The organism is Pseudomonas sp. IPO3749 (assembly GCF_013386605.1).
Taxonomy (GTDB): Bacteria; Pseudomonadota; Gammaproteobacteria; order Pseudomonadales; family Pseudomonadaceae; genus Aquipseudomonas; species Aquipseudomonas azotoformans_A.
Window position 1 is genome coordinate 34,028 of record NZ_JACARN010000030.1, and the last position, 19,592, is coordinate 53,619.

16 protein-coding genes are annotated in these 19,592 nt (G+C 62.6%); 7 read left to right on the plus strand and 9 right to left on the minus strand.

Going from position 1 to position 19,592, the window contains the following annotated elements; genetic code table 11:
• The first annotated feature begins 9 nt into the window (after positions 1-9).
• From HX812_RS13270 to HX812_RS13285, 4 genes are read left to right on the plus strand one after another with little or no spacing between them, the layout of a single operon-like run.
• On the plus strand, positions 10-891 hold the full coding sequence (locus HX812_RS13270) for a type II secretion system F family protein (RefSeq protein WP_038843755.1): 882 nt from the start codon (positions 10-12) through the stop codon (positions 889-891).
• A gap of 1 nt (position 892) precedes the next feature.
• Positions 893-1,780, plus strand: coding sequence for a type II secretion system F family protein (locus tag HX812_RS13275; protein ID WP_038843757.1), 888 nt, complete (start codon positions 893-895; stop codon positions 1,778-1,780).
• Positions 1,781-1,790: 10 nt separating this feature from the next.
• On the plus strand, positions 1,791-2,501 hold the full coding sequence (locus tag HX812_RS13280) for a tetratricopeptide repeat protein (RefSeq protein ID WP_038843758.1): 711 nt from the start codon (positions 1,791-1,793) through the stop codon (positions 2,499-2,501).
• Between the two features lie 10 nt (positions 2,502-2,511).
• Positions 2,512-2,781, plus strand: a complete 270-nt coding sequence (locus HX812_RS13285) for a DUF3613 domain-containing protein (RefSeq protein WP_038843759.1) — start codon at positions 2,512-2,514, stop codon at positions 2,779-2,781.
• Positions 2,782-2,784: 3 nt separating this feature from the next.
• Here HX812_RS13285 and HX812_RS13290 read toward each other — a convergent pair whose 3' ends face one another.
• Positions 2,785-3,573 (minus strand): response regulator transcription factor, encoded by a 789-nt coding sequence (locus tag HX812_RS13290; protein ID WP_038843760.1) that lies wholly within the window; start codon positions 3,571-3,573, stop codon positions 2,785-2,787.
• Positions 3,574-3,699: 126 nt separating this feature from the next.
• The gene (locus HX812_RS13295) at positions 3,700-4,149 is read right to left on the minus strand and encodes a prepilin peptidase (RefSeq protein ID WP_038843761.1); all 450 of its coding nucleotides are present in this window, start codon (positions 4,147-4,149) and stop codon (positions 3,700-3,702) included.
• 72 nt (positions 4,150-4,221) lie between these two features.
• On the opposite strand from HX812_RS13295, the gene HX812_RS13300 reads away from it, so the two are divergent.
• The gene (locus HX812_RS13300) at positions 4,222-4,665 is read left to right on the plus strand and encodes a TadE/TadG family type IV pilus assembly protein (protein ID WP_038843763.1); all 444 of its coding nucleotides are present in this window, start codon (positions 4,222-4,224) and stop codon (positions 4,663-4,665) included.
• The gene (locus HX812_RS13305; protein WP_038843765.1) at positions 4,662-7,391 is read left to right on the plus strand and encodes a PAS domain-containing sensor histidine kinase; all 2,730 of its coding nucleotides are present in this window, start codon (positions 4,662-4,664) and stop codon (positions 7,389-7,391) included. Before HX812_RS13300 ends, HX812_RS13305 begins: the two co-directional genes overlap by 4 nt.
• Here HX812_RS13305 and HX812_RS13310 read toward each other — a convergent pair.
• The 6 genes from HX812_RS13310 to pbpC form a co-directional block, all read right to left on the minus strand.
• Positions 7,376-9,325, minus strand: coding sequence for a pilus assembly protein TadG-related protein (locus tag HX812_RS13310; protein WP_038843767.1), 1,950 nt, complete (start codon positions 9,323-9,325; stop codon positions 7,376-7,378). The genes HX812_RS13305 and HX812_RS13310 overlap by 16 nt on opposite strands.
• A 104-nt stretch (positions 9,326-9,429) precedes the next feature.
• Positions 9,430-9,987 (minus strand): DUF4136 domain-containing protein, encoded by a 558-nt coding sequence (locus HX812_RS13315; protein ID WP_038843769.1) that lies wholly within the window; start codon positions 9,985-9,987, stop codon positions 9,430-9,432.
• Positions 9,988-10,032: 45 nt separating this feature from the next.
• Positions 10,033-10,635, minus strand: a complete 603-nt coding sequence (locus HX812_RS13320; RefSeq protein ID WP_016977011.1) for a DUF4136 domain-containing protein — start codon at positions 10,633-10,635, stop codon at positions 10,033-10,035.
• Between the two features lie 24 nt (positions 10,636-10,659).
• On the minus strand, positions 10,660-11,409 hold the full coding sequence (locus HX812_RS13325) for a methyltransferase (protein WP_033897334.1): 750 nt from the start codon (positions 11,407-11,409) through the stop codon (positions 10,660-10,662).
• Positions 11,402-11,710 (minus strand): MazG-like family protein, encoded by a 309-nt coding sequence (locus HX812_RS13330; protein WP_038843772.1) that lies wholly within the window; start codon positions 11,708-11,710, stop codon positions 11,402-11,404. The genes HX812_RS13325 and HX812_RS13330 overlap by 8 nt, the downstream gene beginning before the upstream one ends.
• Before the next feature lie 53 nt (positions 11,711-11,763).
• The gene (gene pbpC / locus HX812_RS13335) at positions 11,764-14,094 is read right to left on the minus strand and encodes a peptidoglycan glycosyltransferase PbpC (RefSeq protein WP_050572392.1); all 2,331 of its coding nucleotides are present in this window, start codon (positions 14,092-14,094) and stop codon (positions 11,764-11,766) included.
• Positions 14,095-14,184: 90 nt separating this feature from the next.
• Here pbpC and HX812_RS13340 point away from each other — a divergent pair, with 90 nt between their 5' ends.
• On the plus strand, positions 14,185-14,478 hold the full coding sequence (locus tag HX812_RS13340) for a hypothetical protein (protein WP_010213476.1): 294 nt from the start codon (positions 14,185-14,187) through the stop codon (positions 14,476-14,478).
• 138 nt (positions 14,479-14,616) lie between these two features.
• On the opposite strand, the gene HX812_RS13345 is transcribed toward HX812_RS13340, so the two are convergent.
• Positions 14,617-19,515 carry an alpha-2-macroglobulin gene (locus HX812_RS13345; protein ID WP_038844728.1) on the minus strand — a complete coding sequence of 1,633 codons (4,899 nt, stop codon included), beginning with the start codon at positions 19,513-19,515 and terminating at the stop codon, positions 14,617-14,619.
• Positions 19,516-19,592: the final 77 nt, after the last annotated feature.

The window sequence follows — 19,592 nt, forward strand, 5'->3', positions numbered from 1 at the left end:
GAGCACCAGATGACCGGACCTGTGCTGCTCCTTATCTGCCTGTTGCTGATCATCCTGTCGCTTTGGCAGTTTCAGCACGGCCTGCGCAAGGCCCAGACGGACCGTGTGCTGGAACGTCTGGGCGACGGTCAGCCCGAAGTACAGGAAGCCAACACCAGCTGGACGGGCCTTGAGCGCATGTTTCAGCGTGCCGGGCTGGGCAAACCCACGGACCGCCTCGGCCTGTGGCTGAGCGCCTGGGTAATCGGCGCACTGCTGGGCTGGCTGCTTGCCGATGGGTTTGGCCTGATTGCAATGATCATCGGGCCGCCCCTGTTCCTGCGGGTGTACATCAGCTGGCGCTATCAACGCCGCGTGCAACGCATGGTCGAGCAACTGCCGCAGTTGCTCGACCACAGCGTGCGCAGCCTCAAATCCGGCAGGACCCTGGCGGACGCGGTACTGGGCGGTGTCGAGAGCGTTGAAGACCCGCTCAAGGATGCCATGGGTCGGGTGCAGCGCAATGTGCGCATGGGCGTCAGCCTGCCGGACTCGGTCAGCGACTTCGCGGAGTTCTACGAACAGGATGAATTCCGCCTCTTCGCCCTGGGCCTGAAGGTCAACCACCGCTACGGCGGCAATGCCAGTGAGCTGCTGGAAAACCTGATCAAAATGATCCGCGAACGTGAACAGGGCTCCCGTCAGCTCAGGGCGATGACCGGAGAAACCCGCATGACCGCCTATGTGCTGGGTGGGCTGCCGATCCTGATCGTGGGCTACTTCATCATGGTTAATCCCGACTACCTGATGACCATGTGGAACGACAGTACGGGGCGCATCATGCTGTTCAGCGCGTTGGCCATGGACATCTGCGGCACCTTGCTCATGTGGCGCATGCTGAGGAGTGTCTGAGATGGTGCTGCTGGCGTGCGCCTTGTTGTTGCTCGCCGCCTTGGTGCTGGTGGGCGGCCAGTTGCTTGAAAATCGCCGGCGTGATCGCCGGGTGGCTGAACGCCTGCAAGGGCGCATGGGCGCAGATGCCAAGCTCGGCACCCTCATGCGCCAACTCGGCGGGAGCACGCTGGCCCAACGTTCGATCAGCCTGGACAACGAGACCCAGGTGCTGCTCAACCGCATCGGTTGGCGCAAGGCCAGTCAACGCTCGTTGTTTGCGGCCTTTCAGATCGGCTTGCCCATCGTGCTCTTGAGCCTGGCCTTCCTCGGCCAACAGATTTTTTTCCCCGAAATGCACCCCGCCTGGATTGCGCCCGTGTTTGGCCTGGGTATCGGCTACCTCCTGCCTAAACGCGTGCTGGCCGCCGCCGCCAAGCATCGTCAGCAGACCATCGCCAAGGAAATTTCTACGTTCATTCCGCTGCTGCGCATCCTGTTCGAGTCGGGCATGGCGGTTGAACAGTCGCTGCGCGTCATGGGCACCGAAGCCCAACGCTTGCTGCCCCAACTCACGCACGAGCTGCGCCTGATCCTGGCACGGGTCGACTCCGGGTTGGAGCTGGGCGAAGAACTGGGCAAGACCGCGCGCTTGCTGGACGTGGATGAATTCACCGACACCAGCATCATCCTCCAACAATTGATCCAGCAGGGCGGCGGCGCGATGAAGTCCCTGCTAGCGCTCAAGCAATTGCTCGACGACCGGCGCCTGACTCGCCTGCAGGAATACATTTCAAAGATGTCGGCAAAAATGTCGGTGGTGATGATGGTGTTTCTGTTCCCCGCTCTGCTGATCGTGCTCGGCGGTCCGGCCTTTATCGGCATCGCCCGTGCATTGGCCCATTTTTGAGGAGGTGTTGATGAAAGTTCTGATTGCAGGCCTGGCCCTGCTGACACTCGGCGGCTGCGCCACCCATGGCCAATCACCCTGGGCAGCGTTGACCTCACCGGGCAGTTGCGCCAAACCGAGTTCGGAGCAGGAGTTGGCGCTCAACCTGTCCGATGACTTGGCCAATGAAGGCAAGCTGCACGCCAGCCTGGCCAACCTGGAAAGCCTGCCCGACGGCTTGCCTCAAGTGCGCCAGCGTAAGGCACGCAATTACCGCCTGCTCGGACGTAGCGAGGCAGAACCGTTGTACCGCAGCCTGCTCGGTACGTGCATGACCGCCGAAGGCGAGCACGGCCTGGGGCAACTGGCGGCTGCCAAGGGCGACAATGGCCTGGCCATGGCCCACCTGCAACGGGCGGCGCAGCTGGCGCCGACTGATGAAAAGATCCGGAATGACTTGGGCGTGGTGTACCTCAATCAACTGCGCATGGAAGAGGCCCGCTTTGAATTCATGACCGCCATCGAACTCAAGCAAGGCGATCCGCTGGCCGCCGTCAACCTGGTAACGCTGTTGATCTACCAAGACGATTGGGGGCAAGCGGCCAAGGTCGTCAGCCAGCTGGGCCTGAGCCGCGAGCAGGTCACCGATGCCCAGGCCCGCGCGGAAAAACTCAAGGGTGCCCGCACGCCGGCGCGCAAAGTCGCGACGGTCCGTGATGCCCTGCCGGTGACCCTCAAGTAAGGAGTGATCGATGAAAGCACATTACCTGATCGGCCTGGCGCTGCTACCGCTGGGCGCCCTGGCCATCGAACCCGGCCCGTCGTCCCCGCAGCAGGCGGAAACCGAGAACTGGATGGCCTTGCAGATCAACGGGCGGGCCGCTTCGCCGACGCCACAAAGGGCCACCCCCGCAGAACGGGAGCAGTCCTTGCAGCGCTGGTTGGACAGTCACAAGCATCCGATTCCAGAGTTTTTTGAATCGGAGTCGGGTGGGGGTTCCAAAGGCGGCAAGAGTCAATGACGCTCAGTGGGCGGTCACCCGCTGGCGCATCGCCGAGTTGCTCGGCGACAACGCCAGTGCCAGTTGGGTACGGTTATGCATATGCGTCAAGCGCAGCACCTGGGACACGTACAGCTTGACGGTATTCTCGGTGATCCCCAACTCGCAGGCGATCTGGTAGTTGGTCTGGCCCTTGCCCACCAAGCGCGCAACGTCCAGCTGGCGCGGTGACAGCTGATTGAAGATGGTCGGTATCTCCAGCGGCCCGGTTTCTTCAGCGGTCAGTTCGGCATCGTCCGCCAAGCCGGCGCCAGGGCTACGGCGCACTTTGTCGAGGTCCTGGTACAAGTCATTGATCGATTCGGAAAGGTACTGCAACTTCTGGTTCAAATGCCCCAGTTGCAGCTCTTTCTGCCGCTCCTCCAATGCCGCTTCCTGGCGCTGGAGGCCTTCGAGCAACTCATCGAGATTGATCGGCTTCTGGTAGTAGTCCGAGATCCCCGCGCGCAGGGCCTTGATCACGTCCTGTTTGTCGGCCCGCCCGGTGAGCATGATGGCCTCGAACGCCCGTTGCTTGCCCGCCACCTTTTGCATGGCCTGCACCAGCTCGATGCCGTCCATGTCCGGCATGTGCAGGTCGCACAGCACCAGGCCGATCTCGGCGTCTTCGCTGAAGCGCTGCAAGGCGTGTCGGCTGGACTCACAAGGGACGCAGCGGTAACCCCTGCTTTCAAGAAATTCGCAGAGCTCTTCCACGATCAATGGCTGATCGTCGACCACGAGCACTTTTACCGCCGAGGTAAGCTTGTTCACGCGTTACTCCATGCCTGGCCAGCCAAAAGATTGACCTATCCCTTTTAACGAAGATTCCTATACATCCACCCAATAAACGTAGACCTACTTTCCGACTATGTACATAGCAATAGAGGCCTTGTGCGACTAATGGATCCAAAGCCAGTACAGCGCAAACCCTGTCAATACAAAGGGGGCAAAAGGCTGCTTTGTTGACGCTCCCGCAGGCTGTACCTTCCGGCGCGCGCTAAGCCTTTGACAGATAAGCACCCAGGCGCCCTGGAACACGGCGGCACCGATCAACGACCACAACAAAACATCCAGATTGCTCGCCAGGGCCAGCGCGCCCAGCAGCTTTACATCCCCCGCACCAAAGCGGCCCAGCGCGTACCCCGGCAAGGTCAGCAACAGCGCCACGGCAAAGGCCCAGCCGCCGTCCCCGGCGGGCGCCCCCAACCAGGTCGTGCCCGTCCACACCAGGTAGATCAACGCCAACAGCGCCGTCCCCAGGGTCAGGCTATTGGCGATTTGCCGTTGACGCATGTCCTGCAACGCACAGAGCCCCAGCCAGAGCAGTATCACCACGCTATGGATCACGTAAAAAACATCCCTTTTCTCTGAATGATTCTATGCTGATATCAAGTAGTAGCCGTCAGGGTAGACGCAGTCATGAAAACAGGCCTCCCTAGAAAGCAAAAAGGTGCAGCAGCGATTGAGTTCGCCCTGGTCTTCGGGATCTTTTTTGCGGTGTTCTATGGGTTGATCAGCTATAGCCTGCCGCTGCTGATGTTGCAGTCGTTCAATCAGGCAGCAGCGGAGGGCGTGCGCCAAGCCATGGCGGTGGACCCGGTAGCCGCCGGCACGGCCTACAACGCGCAGGTGACTGCACGGGCCAAAACCACGGCGTTAAACCAGTTGAAATGGATACCGGCCAGCTTCCGGTTTTCCGAAGACCTTGTCACCGCCACCTACAACAGCAACAAACTGACCGTCACCATCAAATACCCCACCAACCGGCTCTATTCAGTGTTCCCCGCGCTGGTGTTACCGGGCATCGGCACTGTGCCGAATCTGCCGGCCAACCTGTTGGTCAGTTCGAGTCTGCAACTTTGACCTCGGGGGACAAGCTTTTCGGGCGCCTGCTCGGCCGCAGCAGCGCGCCCGCACTCGATACTCCTGGCACGCCCATGCAGGGACTGCACCTGCAACTGGACGCTCAGGGCCATGTGCTGGGCATCAGTGGAACCCTGCGCTCACTGCTCGCCCCACATGACCCTCGCCCATTGCTGCGCGATTTGTTGTGCGCCAGCAGCGCGTTGAGCATCGAAGGCCATCCCGCCGACTGGCAACGCCAGAGCCTGGACCTGGACTTCCAGGGTAGCGCCGGCCAGATCCTGCACACCCGTGGCTGGATCGAGCCCCAGGGCGACGGCTGGAGCCTGCACCTGCAAGACGTCAGCGACTTGCTGGCCGGCCGGCAACTGGCCCAGCACCGCGAACAGAACCATCAGCTCGCCTGCCAGATGAGCGAACAGTTGCGGGCGTGCAGCCTGGCCCGCCTGCCCGAGGTGTTCAACGAACACCTGCGCAGCCTGGCCCAGCGCTGGCGGATCCCCTGCGTGGCCATGGCTTTGCTCGATGAAGAAAACCAGGGCTGGCGGATCTACAACAGCTACGCCGCCCACGATGCGCCCGCCTTATGGCAGACCGGCCAGTCACTGGGCACCAGCCTGGACAGCGCCAATGGCAACATGCCGTTGAGCCTGGCCCAGGGGCGCGGCGACAACCCGCGCCTGCAAGGCATTTTCGGCAATGCCGATGGATTCCTGGTGCCTTACCGTGACAGCCAAGGCGTCGCCGCCTGGTTGCTCTGCGGCTTTTACAGCGGCCAGCAGCACACCAGCGATCGCGACTGGCTGAACCTCACTGCAGCCCTCGCTGCCCCGTTGCTGAGTCGCTTGCGCGAGCAACGCTACCACCAACAGCTCGACCGCATGGAAGCCTTGCAAGGCCTGCTCGGTACCGGCTGGTGGGAACTGCTGCCGGCCACCCAGGAAATCCAGCTGGCCCCGCAATTGCTGCACAGCCTCAGCCCGGAGGACGGCCCAACCCGCCAGCCGCAGAGCCAATGGCTTGAACTGATCCACCCCGCCGATCGCCAGGCGCTCAACAGCCGCCTGAACGACCTGCAAGCCCTGGGCAAACCTCTGCTGACCAGCGTACGCCTGCAACGCACCGACGCAGAACAAAACCCCCTGTGGTATCGCGTTCAAGGCCAGGTGCTGGGCGTGGGCGATAACCGGCGCTGGATCGGCTTCATGCTCGACATCAGCGACATCAAGAACCAGCAACTGCAAGCCGCCGCCGCCCATGCGCGCCTGGACAACCTGATCGCCAGTTCACCGGCGGTGATCTACGTGCAGCGCTATGTCAGTGGCGCCCTGCTCCCGGCCTTCTTCAGCGACAGCCTGCTGCCGCTGCTGGGTTGGACCCTGGCCGACTGCAACCCCGACAGCCTGGCTTCACTGATCCACCCCGAAGACCGCGAACTGTACTTCGAGCGCAGCCGCCAGTTGCTGCGCGAAGGCAGCGTGCGCAGCCGTTACCGCCTGCGTGACAAACAGGGCCATTACCACTGGCTGCTGGACGAAGCCAAGCTGTTGCGCGATGACCTCGGCCTGCCGGTGGAAGCCGTCGGTCTGTGGCTGGATGTCACCGAGGCGACCCTGGCCGCCGAACAGATCAAACAGAGCGAAGAGCGCTACCGCATCCTGGTCGAAGACTCCCCGGCGATGATCTGCCGCTATCGCCCGGACCTGACCCTGACCTTCGGCAACACACCGCTGGCCAACTACCTGGAATGCCCGCCGGCGCAATTACCGGGGCTGAACCTGGGGCACTGGCTGTCCGACGAACAACGCCAGGCCTTTGTGCAACGCATCGCCCGATTGAGCCCGGAATTCCCGGTCAGCACCGCCGAAATCAGCCTGCAATTGCCCGGCCGCGAACATGCCTGGTGGGTGTGGTCGGACCGTGGTGTGTTCGACGAACAGGGCACGCTGGTGGAGGTGCAAGCAGTGGGTCGCGACAACACCGAAGTGCGCCGCTCCCAGCAGCAACTGACGCAAAGCGCCAAGATGGCCACCCTCGGCGAAATGGCCACGGGCCTGGCGCATGAGATCAACCAGCCGCTGAACGTGATGCGCATGGCCATCGTCAATGTGCTCAAGCGCCTGAGCAACGGCGATGCACAAGTCGACTACCTCACCGAAAAGCTCCAGCGCATTGATACCCAGGTACAGCGCGCAGCGCGGGTGGTGGACCACATGCGCGTGTTCGGGCGCCGCTCGGAAATCGAGCAACAGCCCTTCGACCCCTCACAGGCAGTGGAAGGCACGCTGTCGCTGCTGGGCGAAGGCCTGCGCGGCAAGGGCGTGGATCTGCGCATCACGCCTGCGGACTTCACGGTGCAGGTCAAAGGGCATATCGACCAGCTTGAGCAAGTGCTGATCAACCTGATGGTCAATGCCCGTGATGCGCTGTTGAGCAAACGGGAAAAGGCTCCCGAGTTCCGCCCGTGGATCGCCGTGCATTGCGAGCATGACAGCGGGCATGTTCAGATCTGGGTGGAGGACAATGGCGGCGGTATTGACCCTCGGTTGCTGGAGCGGATCTTCGAGCCGTTCTTCACCACCAAGCCGATTGGCGTGGGCACGGGGCTGGGCTTGTCGGTGAGCTACGGCATTGTGGAAAACATGGGCGGACGCCTGAGCGTCGCCAATGGGGAGCACGGCGCAAGGTTTTGTGTGGAGTTGCCGGTGAGTCAGATCACCAGGTAGGCACGGCCCATGTGGCAACTGAGATTGGCGCCGACTTCGGCATTGCCCAGGCTGATGCCCAACGCCGAGAGCAAGGTGTTGACAATGGGGTCGAGTATCGGCGACAGCACGTTCTGCACAAGGCCCACCACCGAACTGATGATGGTCGCCAGCGCATTGGTAACGGTGCCGTTCGCCGGGTTGGGTGTGCTCCCGCCTGGCGGTACGTAGGTGACCTGCAGCCCCTTCAATGTATCCCCCAGGCTATAAAGGATATCGGCGGTGCCGGGTGCTTTTTTGTAGGTCGGCGTCGTGTTCATTTCGGCCACGGGTAAAAACAGCATCGGGTTGGTTTGCGCGGCCACGGTAGACAGCGCCTTCAAATTCAACCCCCCGCCTACACCCGCTGTGCGCGGACCGCAGATCAGCGTCAGCACAATGCAATAGCGTTCGCCAAAGTCGATCAGCCTGACCGGTTGCACGGTGACCGGTGCCAGTGAGGAAAATGCGGCAACCGGGTCAACATAACCTACGCCCAATGTAGCCAGCGCGGTGGTGGTCTTTACCGTCAACGACTTGGTGGCAGGCGTGGCGCAGTTGTAGTCCGTGACAAAGCTTTGCGCACTGCCCGCCTCGATATAAATGGACAGTGTTTGAGTGATGTCGACGTCCGTGACATTGCACGCCACCAGGCACAAGACACCGCCGACCACCGCTGGAATATTCAGGTTCAAAAGACCGCTGACCACCTTCGACACCGGCGTCCCCAGCCCGGAAAGGATCGACGTGACACCCGACACCACCTTGATGATCGGCGCATCAATCGTGACCAAGGTACGTACCTGGGCAGTTCGCACAAAGATCTGATCCGTCGGCGGGTTATTCAAAAGCCCCGCCTTGGCCTTGGCCGGATTGCCAATCGCCGACAACTGCGGTGGTTCGATGACTTTGGTCTGGATCGAAACGGTGCCGACCAGCGGGATATTGACCTTGGCTGCCGCGCTCACTGCGTTCTTGCTACTGGAGAGTTGCGCCACGGTTTCCAGCAACTGAAATAACTGAACACTGGTATTCAAGGCGGCCGCCGGCGTTCCGGTGGCGAGTTTCAGCAAGTCTCCCACCTTCAAAAGCTCGGTATCTGGCGCGATGGCTTTCACGGCAATCAAATCGTTGATGACCGCCGTGGCGACCGAGCCGTTTTTTTGCAGGACCGTCACGGCGGCATCGAGCAGTCGTCTGGCGGAGACAGCGGTGCTAAGAAGCGCGTCGTAGTCACCCGCCGTGACTTTCAATTCAATCGCCAATTGATCCAGATAACTGAGCAGATTCACGTTGGTCGTCAGCAAGCCATTCCAGCCCGCGGCCGTCAGCGACAGGCTACCGCCCAACAGATTGCCGATGACCATGTTCAGTAATGGGGAATTGGCCGAGTTCACAGAGGCCAGGCTGCTGCGAATCGTCAGTTGTGCCACCGGTGGCCCAGTCGCAGCCACGGCGGTGGCGCTCAAGTTGGTCCGGGTGGCGATCGGCGCGCCACTGAACAGGTTCCAGAGGCCGCTGGCGAGACTCGTCATGACGCTGCGGGTCGCAATGACGCGTACGGCGTCGTTCTTGGTCGCATCAACGGCAAACACGCGGATATTGCTGGCATTGGTGGTCAAGGTGCCGCAGGTCACAGCCAAACCCCGACTGTTGTCGCCAGCGACCACAGTGAAGCCGTTGCGCGCAGCGTTTTCCTTGGCGTAATCATTGGCCGTGGCGGTGGGCGTACACAGGCCGCCCCGACCGGCGGCTTCCAACGCAGCGGTGTCGGCGATCAATTGCAACCTGCGCTTTTCCAGGTAGAGGCGACCGCTGTCCACCGCCAGCAGCATAAACACCATGGCCACCGCCAGGGTGCCTGCCGCCATCAAGCCAATCGCACCACGTTGCCGGGAACCAAGTCGGGGAGACATCAGGCACTCCTTAGCACTTACTCTCCGTCGTTGGGTTGGAGTGTAGACAAGGCTTCGGGTGCGCGCTGGCCAGTCGCCACATTGGCGACTGGCGGAAGGTATTTCTAGTGCGGAGGGTAGCTGGCGAGGACGCGGGTGACGGTGGTGCGGATGGCTTTATCACGATCCTGGGGGTTGGGCGAGGTGGCCATCATCTGTTCGTCGCTACCGCGCCACACCAACTTGCCGTCCTTGCCGTCGAGCAGGTCGATCTGGATGGTGGCGACTTTGTAGGTGATGTTGCGCGTTTCGTTGTACATCGGCGCGCCCCAATAGCCGTTCCATGGGCCGCCCCAGGCGCCGCCGTAGTTGGTGGTGACTTGTTGCTGGCGGTCTTCGACGATCAGGTAGGCCTGTACATTCAGATCAGCCTTGCTGCCCGGCGCCGCTGGGCGCAGGCCGCGCTGGTCGAGTTGTTCGCCCACGGCCTGGCGGATGCGCTGTTCGGTGAGGTCACTCTTGATGCGCGGATCATCCGGACGATATTGCAGCGCCGGGTCTTTCCAGGCCCAACTGCGGTAGGCACCGAAGTCCCGGCTGGCGTCAAAATCGTGGTTGACCTGGCTGGTCTGGCAACCGCCCAGCAGCACTGCAAAAGCAAGCATAGCGATACGACGAAACATGGTTTTTCTCCAAAGAGCGAACCGCGCTAAAGATGAGAATAGCTGTTAACTGGGAGGATACGCCGTCATCGCCTTTTGCACCGCCTGGCGCAAGGCATCTCCCCGCTCACTGAGGCTTCCCTGGCTGCCGGTTTCCGCACTGGCACTCCACACCGGCTGGCCGGTGCGGGCATCGAACAGGTTGACGCGAACCACCACGACCTGCACTTCATAGGTGCGCACGATCGGCACCGAGTTGTACATGCCATAACCATTGCCATAGCGGTTGTAGCCGCCGTAACCGTAGCCGTAGTCGTCCTGGACCTGCTTGAGGCGCTTCTCCAGGCGCACATCGGCGCTGACAAACAGGTCTGCCGGGCGATTGTCATGCAAGGGGCGCAGCCCGCGCTGGTCAAGGGCACCGCTGACCGCTTCGGCAATCTGCGCCGAATCCGCCCAGGCCGTGCCCGCCGGCAACTGGCCGTTGCGCCAGGCCCAATTGCGGTAGGCGCCGTAGTCGCGCACGGGCGCCGGGTAGGCGCTGGCATCAAAGGTATTGGCCGCCTGGGGCGGCGCCGGAGGAATCGGCGCCGAAGCGGCAACATAGGGGTTCGGGCTGGAACACGCGCCCAAACCGAGGGACAACAGGATCAAACAGAGACGACGCATTTCGACCTCCGCAGACTGGGCCGCTTAAACCGGACGGCAGATCCAGTGCAAATAACGCCCAAGTCCGGCAAAGCTTGGGTGACGACGGTGAGCGAGTTCCATCTCCAAAAGGTCCTGCAAATTGGCGCGGGCCTGGAATTCCACCGGCATATAGTCGTGGAACACCCGCACGCCGCTTTGGCTTTCGACCTGCCAAAGGCCATCGAGTTGCGCCGCCAACTCACGGGGATCGAGGGGTTGTTGCGGCGTCAGGCTCTGCTTTTCGCCGGCCATGTCGTTCTTGCGCATTTTGCGGAAGTGGCCTTTGAGCAGGTTGCGGTAAATCAGCGCATCGCGGTTGTAGAACGCCAGCGACAGCCAGCCGCCGGGCACCGTGAGCTGGTGCAGCACCGGCAGGATCGCGTGGGGCTCGGCCAGCCATTCCAGCACGGCGTGGCACAGCACCAGGTCGTAAGGCTCAGTGAGTTGGCCGAGCAGGTCTTGCCAGGGCGCATGGATAAAGGTGGCAGTCTGCCCAGCATCGGCGAAGCGTTGGCGGGCGCCTTCGAGCATCGGCTCGGCGGGCTCGGCCAGGGTGACCTCATGGCCTTGTTCGGCCAACCACAGCGACATATGGCCCAGGCCCGCGCCGATATCCAGCACGCGCAAAGGGCGTTTCGGCAGCGCTTCGGTCAAGTCGGCCTGGAGCACCGCCAGGCGAATCGCGCCTTTGGCTCCGCCGTAGATTTTCTCGGCGAAACGCGTGGCCAGTTGGTCGAAATGACGATCACTCATGGGCAAACCGCCGTTCACTGTCGGCCAACTTGGCGCGCACCACCTCGTTCATGTCCAAGCCCAACTCGCTGCACAACAACAGCAGGTACAGCACGATATCGCCGACTTCCTGCCCGGCATGGGCGAGTGTGTCGGCCGGCAGCTGGCGCGACTGGTCTTCGGTCAGCCATTGGAAGATTTCCACCAGCTCGGCCATTTCCACGCTGGCGGCCATGGCCAGGTTTTTTGGGCTGTGGAATTGTTTCCAATTGTTGGTATCGCGGATGCGGTGCAGTCGTTCGGTGAGGTGTTCGAGGTTCATGCGGCAGGCTCCTGAAGGTGGATAGCTTCGGGCCGAAAGCGCCGGAAGGCAAGTTAATCCACCACACTGAACTCGATCCTGGCCGTCTGCCCCGCCTCGTCCAACACACTCAACTGGTAGCGGCCCAGGCGCTCGAAACTGGTGTTGATAAAGTCCTGGTTGGCGCTATCCCCCAGCGGCGCGCCATTGAGGAACCACCAGCGTCGCCCGCTGCCTCCCAAGGCGGAGATTTTCAGGCGCAGGGGCTGTTGGCTGGCGGCGGGCAGGCGCAGTTGGTCGCCTTCGCGCACGCCGACAATCGACAACGGCGACGACGCCGCCAATGCCGGAGGCGGGCACTCGGGATCGGCGGCCGGGATACGCGCTTCACGGCGCTCGACCCGTGGCAGCCAGGGTTCCAGCGGCGCGGGCCACAGGGCGATGTTTTTCGGCTCGGCGCCGGGGCAATGGGCGTCGACCCGCAAGCCCTTGGCATTGACCCACACGCTTTCCATCAAACCCACGCTCAACGGCTGGTCCAGTGCCTGCAAGGTGGGCGGCGTAGTGTTATCCAGGGTCCAGGCAAAACGCTGGCGCCGGCAATTGGGGTCACTGCGGCTCATGGGCTGGCCCAGCGGCCAACAGATCGCCGCCACACCGACATTGGCCGGCACCGGTTTGACGGGGGCGCTGATACCACGCTGGCTGTCGCGGTTGGTCAGCACATCATGCACCTGCAACATCAACGGCGCGGCCGAGGCCAGGCCGAACTGGCCCGGCACCGGCGTGCCGTCCGGGCGGCCGATCCACACGCCGATCAAATAACGCGGGCCCACGCCGATGGCCCAGGCATCGCGAAAACCGTAGCTGGTGCCGGTTTTCCAGGCCAGCACCGGGCGTTGCACCAGTTCGGCACGCGGGTCGCGGTCGGGCCGCGCCTGGCCGCTGAGGATGCGCCGCACAATCCAGGCGGACCCTGGCGACAGTAACGGCCGTTCCCTGAGCGTATCGTCCGGCTGCAATCGAATAGTGGCGCTCCTGCCGTCCCGGGCGAAGGCACTGTAGCCGCTCACCAGGTCTTCGAGGCGACTGCCTGCGCCGCCCAGGATCAACGCCAGGTTCGGTTCGGCCAACGCCGGCAGCGCCAAGGGCACGCCGCCGATGCGCATTTGCGCAGCAAAGCGCTTGGGCCCATAGGCCTCCAGCAACTGCACCGCCGGCAGGTTGAGCGAACTCGACAGTGCCGTACTCGCCGGCACTGCACCGGTAAACCCCATGGAGAAGTTGCCCGGCCGATAATCGCCATAACGCCGGGGCACATCCTGCAACAAGGATTCAGAGTGGATCAGCCCATCATCCAGGGCCATGCCATAGAGGAATGGTTTCAGGGTGGAGCCCGGCGAACGCAAGGCGCTGATCATGTCCACGTGGCCGAAGCGCTTGGCATCGTTGATATCCACCGAGCCAAGGTAAGCACGTACGGCCATGCTTTCCTCCTCCACCACCAAGATCGCAGCGGACGTGTGCTCCGGCAGCCGCGCGCGCCAACCCAGCAGCAGGTCTTCAAGACGGCGTTGCAACGTGGCATCCAGGGTGGTGCGGATCAGCGGCGGGCTGTCGGGGCGGTTCAGGCGGCGCGCTAGCAAGGGCGCCAGGCTCGGCTCCAGGCGTGGGGCGAGCAGCAGCGGTTCTTCCAGGGCTTCATCGACGGCCGATTGTGGCCAGACCTGGAACTCCGCGAGGCGGCGCAGCACTTTGTCGCGGGCTTGCTGGGCACGTTGGGGATGGCGATCCGGGCGCAGACGGCTGGGCGCCTGGGGCAGCACGGCGAGCAAGGCGGCTTCGGCGTGGGTCAGTTGCCCAGGGGATTTGCCCAGGTACGCCCAACTGGCCGCCGCCACACCCTGCAACGTGCCGCCAAACGGTGCGCGGTTCAGGTAGAGGTTGAGGATTTCGGCCTTGGACAGGTGCCATTCCAACTGCGCCGTGCGCCACAACTGGCGCAACTTGCCGTGGAAGGTGCGTGAATGCGGATCGAGCAAGCGCGCCACCTGCATCGACAAGGTGCTTCCGCCCGACACCACCCGCGCGCCCGTGAGGTTCTGCCAGGTCGCCCGCGCCAGCGCCAGCGGGTTCACGCCGGGATGCTGGTAGAACCAACGGTCCTCATAGGTGAGCAGCGCGTCCAGGTAATACGGCGATACTTCGCTGGTTTGCACCGGGTAGCGCCACACGCCATTGGCATCGGCAAACCGCCACAACGGCGTGCCATCCTCGGCCAGTACCACCCGCGCCAGGTCATCCTTGGGCAAGGGGAGCGGCCAGATGCGATCGGCCAGCCACAGCAAGGCCACCACCAACAACAGGCCGGCCAGTGTCCAACGGGCAACTAAACGCAAACTCAAACGGGCAAACCTCTATGCTGGTAGGGAACTAGCCTGTTGCAATAACAACCAAAGGCACAGATACGCCCACCTTCTCATCAGGACACACATATGCAGGTAGAAAGCTTTTTCGAATGGTTGGGCCAGGCGCTCGGTTCCATCATCCGTTTTATCGTCGACGGGCTCAGCGGCCTGTTCGGCGCGCTGACCAATGCCGGTGGCAATTTTATCGATGGCCTGTCCCGCACCTTGGGCATGGACACCTCGATCATCAGCATCATCACCCTGATCATCGGCCTGATGCTGCTGTACTCGGCGGTGCGCGCCTTTATGCGGGCGTCGATCATCATGGGGATTATCTGGTTGCTGTTGGGCCTGTGGCTACTGAGCTGGGTTGTCCACTAACCCAAAAACACCACAAATCCCTTGTGGGAGCGGGCTTGCTCGCGAATGCGGTGAGTCAGTCATAGATGCGCTGACTGATACTCCGCATTCGCGAGCAAGCCCGCTCACACATTTGAACCCCACTTCAAATTGAGACCTTCACTGCCCCTTGATCACCAGATCCGCCGGCGTCTCGCCCACCGCCTGCCAGTTCGGCCGGTACATCGACTCCACTTGCGGCGGTGGCACACGGTAAGTACCCGGTGTCACGGCACGCGCCAGGTACAGCAGGTGCGTGGAGCCGGAGCCTTCCAGGTTGATCGCCGCCACGTAGCGGTCATCACGGAACTCCTGGTGCTTGAGTGATGCGTTCTGCATCGACTCACGCCACTCCTTCACTTGGCTGCTGGCGTTTTCCAGGCTGGCGGCGCTTTGCGCCAGGTTCTGGTTCTCCAGTTCCAGGCCCGCCGGCAACAGGTCCACCACCAACGCATCCGGCACCCGCTGCTTGGCGCTGACCGCCAAATGCACCAGCACCAGATCGCCACTGTTGAGGCTGCGCAGGTTCAACGGCTGGCCGTTCATGCCCAGGTATTCGCGGCGGATGCTCAGGTTGTCGCCACCCGGTGCCGGTGGCACCTGTGGATAACCCGAAATCGTCAGTTGCTGGTACACCGGCGTCTCACCCTGATTGCTCAAGGTCAGATCACTGGACAACCACTTGCCCTCCAATTCCAGCGTCGACTGCTGAGTGTTCAGTTCCTGCACACCGCCACTGCCCGTCAATGACACTTGCCAGTTCGCATCAGGCTTGGCAAACCCGAGGCGCCCGGCCAGGAACAGCGAGTTGCGCTCCTGGGTCGACAAATACGGGCTGGCCGCCAGTTGATCCGACAGCGTGAACAAGCGCTCCTCACGCTTGCCCTTGGCCAAGTCGTTCTCTTCCAGCAAGGCCAGGATCATCGCCTGGTCGCGCAACGGGCTGCCGTAGTCGGCCAGCCATTCATTGGCATTGCGTTGCGCGGCCAAGCCAGCGAGCAAGGCTTGGTCCGCACGCGGCTGGTCGCCCATCTTCTGCAACGCGATAGCCAACTGCACCAGCGGCAGACCGGAGCGCGCATCGCTGCGGCGTTCGAAGATGCTGCGCAACGCGCCCAACGGCGCCTGCTGACTGCGCGCCAGCACCATGCCCGCGTAGGCCTGCACGGCAAAGCGGGTGTGGTCGGCGTTGTCGCTGTAGTCGACGTCGATCAGGTTGCGTTCCTGCACGTAGCGCAGCAGACGCTCGCTGGCCTTTTTCAAGGCTTCAGGCGGCACCGCGAAACCCTGGTCGCGAGCGCGCAGCAGGAAGTCGGTGACGTAAGCCGTCAGCCAATATTCCTCTTCGCCATCCGCGCCCCACAACCCGAAGCTACCGTTGTAGCGCTGCATGCCCAGCAGGCGTTCGATGCCCAGCTCGATCTTGCGTTTGCGTTCGCTGTCCGACTCGCCTTTGATCGACAGGCGTTTGAGCAATGCATCGTCGGCATACAGCGACGGGTACAGGCCGCTCGCAGTCTGCTCCAGGCAACCGTAGGGATAGGCCTTGAGGGCACTGATCTGCGCGCCGAGGTTCAGCGGCGGTCGACTCGACAGGCTCAGCAGCGCCTGGCGCCCCGAGGCGTCGAACTGATCCAGCGTCCCCGCCGGCAAGCTCCACGGTTGATCCTTCAGCACTGCGCGATAGTGCTTGAGCAGCGCCGGATAGGCCGGGCGCACGCCCAGGGTCCATTCGCGCGTAAACGGCGGCAGGTTCTCACCCGGCAGATCCAGGCCATTCACCGTCACCTTGACCTTGCCCTGCCCCAACCCGCCCCAGGCTTTCACCGGGATACGCAGGGTGGTGCGCTGGCCTTGTTTCAGCTCGACGGTTTGCGCGCCGTTGTTGACCAGCTCCAACTGCCCGTCGGCGCTCAATTGCACGTCGAGTTTCTGCGGTTTGCCCGACAGGTTGGACAGGTCCAGCGCCAAGGTAGTCTGGTCGCCACCCGCCATGAAGCGCGGCGCCGACAGCTCGGCAATCAGCGGTGCGGCAATCACCGTCTTGGCTTCGGCCATGCCGTAGCGATCATCGCTCCAGGCCTGGGCCATCAGGCGCAGCTCGCCATTGAAGTCGGGAATATTGACGCTGACTTCGCCCTCGCCTTGCTCGTTCAACGTCACTGGCGCGCTTTGCAGGGCGACAATGGTCACGCTGGTGTCCGGACGCTTGCCACCCTTGGCCAAGGCCGCGTCACCGCCAAATGCCAGGCTGGCCAACCTGCCCTGGCCGGCTTCAATCAACTGGCCGTAGATATCGAACTGGTCCACGCCGTAGGCCTTGCGACCGAACAGGCTGGAATACGGATCCGGCGTCGGGTATTCGGTGATATTCAGGATGCCCACGTCTACCGCCGCCACCAGCACGTGCACCTGTTTCGGCACGCTGCCATCGGCATTCTTGGCGGCGATTTTCACGGTCAGCGGCTGTTTGGGACGCATTTTTTCCGGCGCGCTGAGGGTCACGCCGAGTTTGCGCTGGGTGCGATCCAGCGGCAGGTGTAGCAGGCCCACCGCCCGTTTGGGCGTGATGTTGGCTTTGCGCTCGCCGGGGCGGATCACCAAGGCGCTGACATACAAATCATGGCGCGACCATTTCGGATCGAGCTTCACGGCAAAGCTTTTGCCTTCAGCCGGCACCTCGATTTCCTGCCACCACAGCGGGCCTTCAGCGGACTCCACCAACAGGTAGCCCTTACCCGCAGCCGGCGGCGTGACGGTCACATTGGCCGTATCGCCATCGCCATAGGCCGGTTTGTCCAGCGCCAGCTTGACCTGGTCGGGTCGCACGGCGCCGCCTTCGGTGTTGTCCTGGGCCTGATAACCAGCCCAAAAACGCAGGCTGCTAACCAAGCCGGTTTGCGGGTCTTCAACCTCGACGCGGTAAGGGCCCCACTCCACCTGGAAGCTGACCTTGGCCGTGTCTCCCGCCTTGATGTTCAGGGTCTGCTCGTCGAGGTTGAGGAATTTCTCGTTGAAGTGATAGCTCCAGCCGTCATTCTCGGAGTAGTTCCAGTAGTAGTCGCGGCGCTCACGCACCAGGCGCACCTTGAGGTTAGGCGCGGCGAGCTTCTGCCCGTCCTGGTTGGCCAGCAGCACTTCGAATTCCGCCGGGCCGTCGCCATTGGTTTCCTTGCCGTCAAACAGTCCGCGCAGGCCAGGCAGTTGCTCGGCGGGCCAGATCGGCTGCACCAGACGCCGGGTGATCGGCCGTCCGCCCGACTCTTGCAGGCTGGCCTGCACGATCAGTTGCAGCGGCGACTTGGCCTCGGCCCATTTGCTTTCCAGGGTCAGTGCTTCCTGGCCCTTGGCGTCGAGTACGCTTTCTTCCAGTTCGAAATCCTGGCTCAGTTCTTCTTCGGTGACGGAGCCAAACTGATAGCCCGGCAGCGCTTTGACCGCTTCGCGCAACGGTCGTACATAGACTTGGCCGCTGACGCGATTGCCCGAGGCAGGCGCGCCGTACAGGTAACGGCCGTTGACCTGGATCACCGCGTCGTCCGCCGGCTTCAACGGGGTGTCGCTGCCCTTGAGTTCCAGCGCCAGGCGCTCGGGCAGGAAGTCTTCGACAAGGAATTCATACAGCTGCGGCTTGCCATCACCCAGGTCGAATACCAACTGCCAGCGCCCGGTCGGCGCTTCGCCAGCCAGTTGCAGTTGATATTGATACAGGCCGGAGGCATCGGCGTCCCACACAAATTTGCGGCTGACCTGCTCATCCGGGCGACGCACTTCGACGCTCACCGGCTGCGGCTTGACGGCATTGCCGTCCTTGTCCCGCAGCAGGGCATTGAGCAGTACGGTTTCGCCAGGGCGATACAGGTCGCGCGGGCCGAATACAAAGAACTGCAAAGGGTGGGAGGGTTGGCCGCCAATGTCGAACTCGGCCAGGTCCAGCGCCGCGCTGTCGAGGCGCAACATACTGGTCTGTTCACCTTGCTTGGCGAGCAACACCTGGGCCTTTTTCGGCAATGGAAACTCGGCGTGTCCGCCCTTCTCGGTTTTGCCCTGGCCCAACACGCGGCCTTCGGCGTCGAGTACTTCAAGGTCGACGCCATCCAGCGCCTTGCCGCCTTCCAGCGCCTGGGTAAACACGTCCAGGCGATTGGCGTAGCGGTGCACCGACAGGCCGATATCGCTCAGGGTAAACAGCGTGGCCGGTTGGGAATAGTTGTAGGTGCCCGAAGCCCGCATGACAGCCAGGTACACGCCGGGCTGCTGCAGTTGCTTGAGGCCGGCGATCGGCAGCAGCAGGGTTTCGCGGGTGTTGCGCGCCGGGTTCAGGTCGAAACGGCCACCGTAGACCAAGTCGGCCAACGGCAGCAGTTCGCGGGATTCATAGCTTTGCAGGCTGGTGTTGCGGCCCCATTGCGCGAGGAAGGTGGGCAGGGATTCGGGCTTGATGCGGAAGAATTCGACGTCGATCTTGTCGACGTTCAGCGCGATCACCGGCAGGCCTTCGGCCAGGCGCGTCGGCAGCAAGGTGCCACGGCTGGCAAAGCCGACGGTGGCTTGCAGGTCGCGGGTTTCAAGGCGCGCGCTGTATTCAGCGGCAAGGGTATTGTCGTTGACCGCCTTCACACCGGCGTCGACCGTCAGCACCAGTTTGCGCTGTGGCTCCAAGTGGCGCAGGCGCAATTCCATCAGGTTATCGGAGATTTCCCAGGCGCCATCGACCTTGCCGGACTTGCTGTCCACCAGGTGAAGTTTGTCGGCGAATTTCTGATCGGGATCCAACGGAATGGAAAAGCTCACGGAGAGCGTGCTGGCGCCGTCGAGCTGCACTTCGGACACATCCACCACGCTCAACTCGCGCCCGGCGTAACGCTGCTTCAGCGCCGCCACGTCCACCGCCGCTTTCGCAGGTTTGGGTGCAACCGTTACCGCCGCTGGGGCAGCCGGGGCAGCCGGTTTGTCGGAGGAATCACAGGCGCTCAGCAGGGCCAGCGCGCAAGCCAGGAACAGTCCTTTGTTAAGCATGGGGCACTCGTAGTGGGAGGGGCCGAGGGTGAACTATATATCAGCCCGCGTGGGGCCGATGAGGTGCTGGTCACATT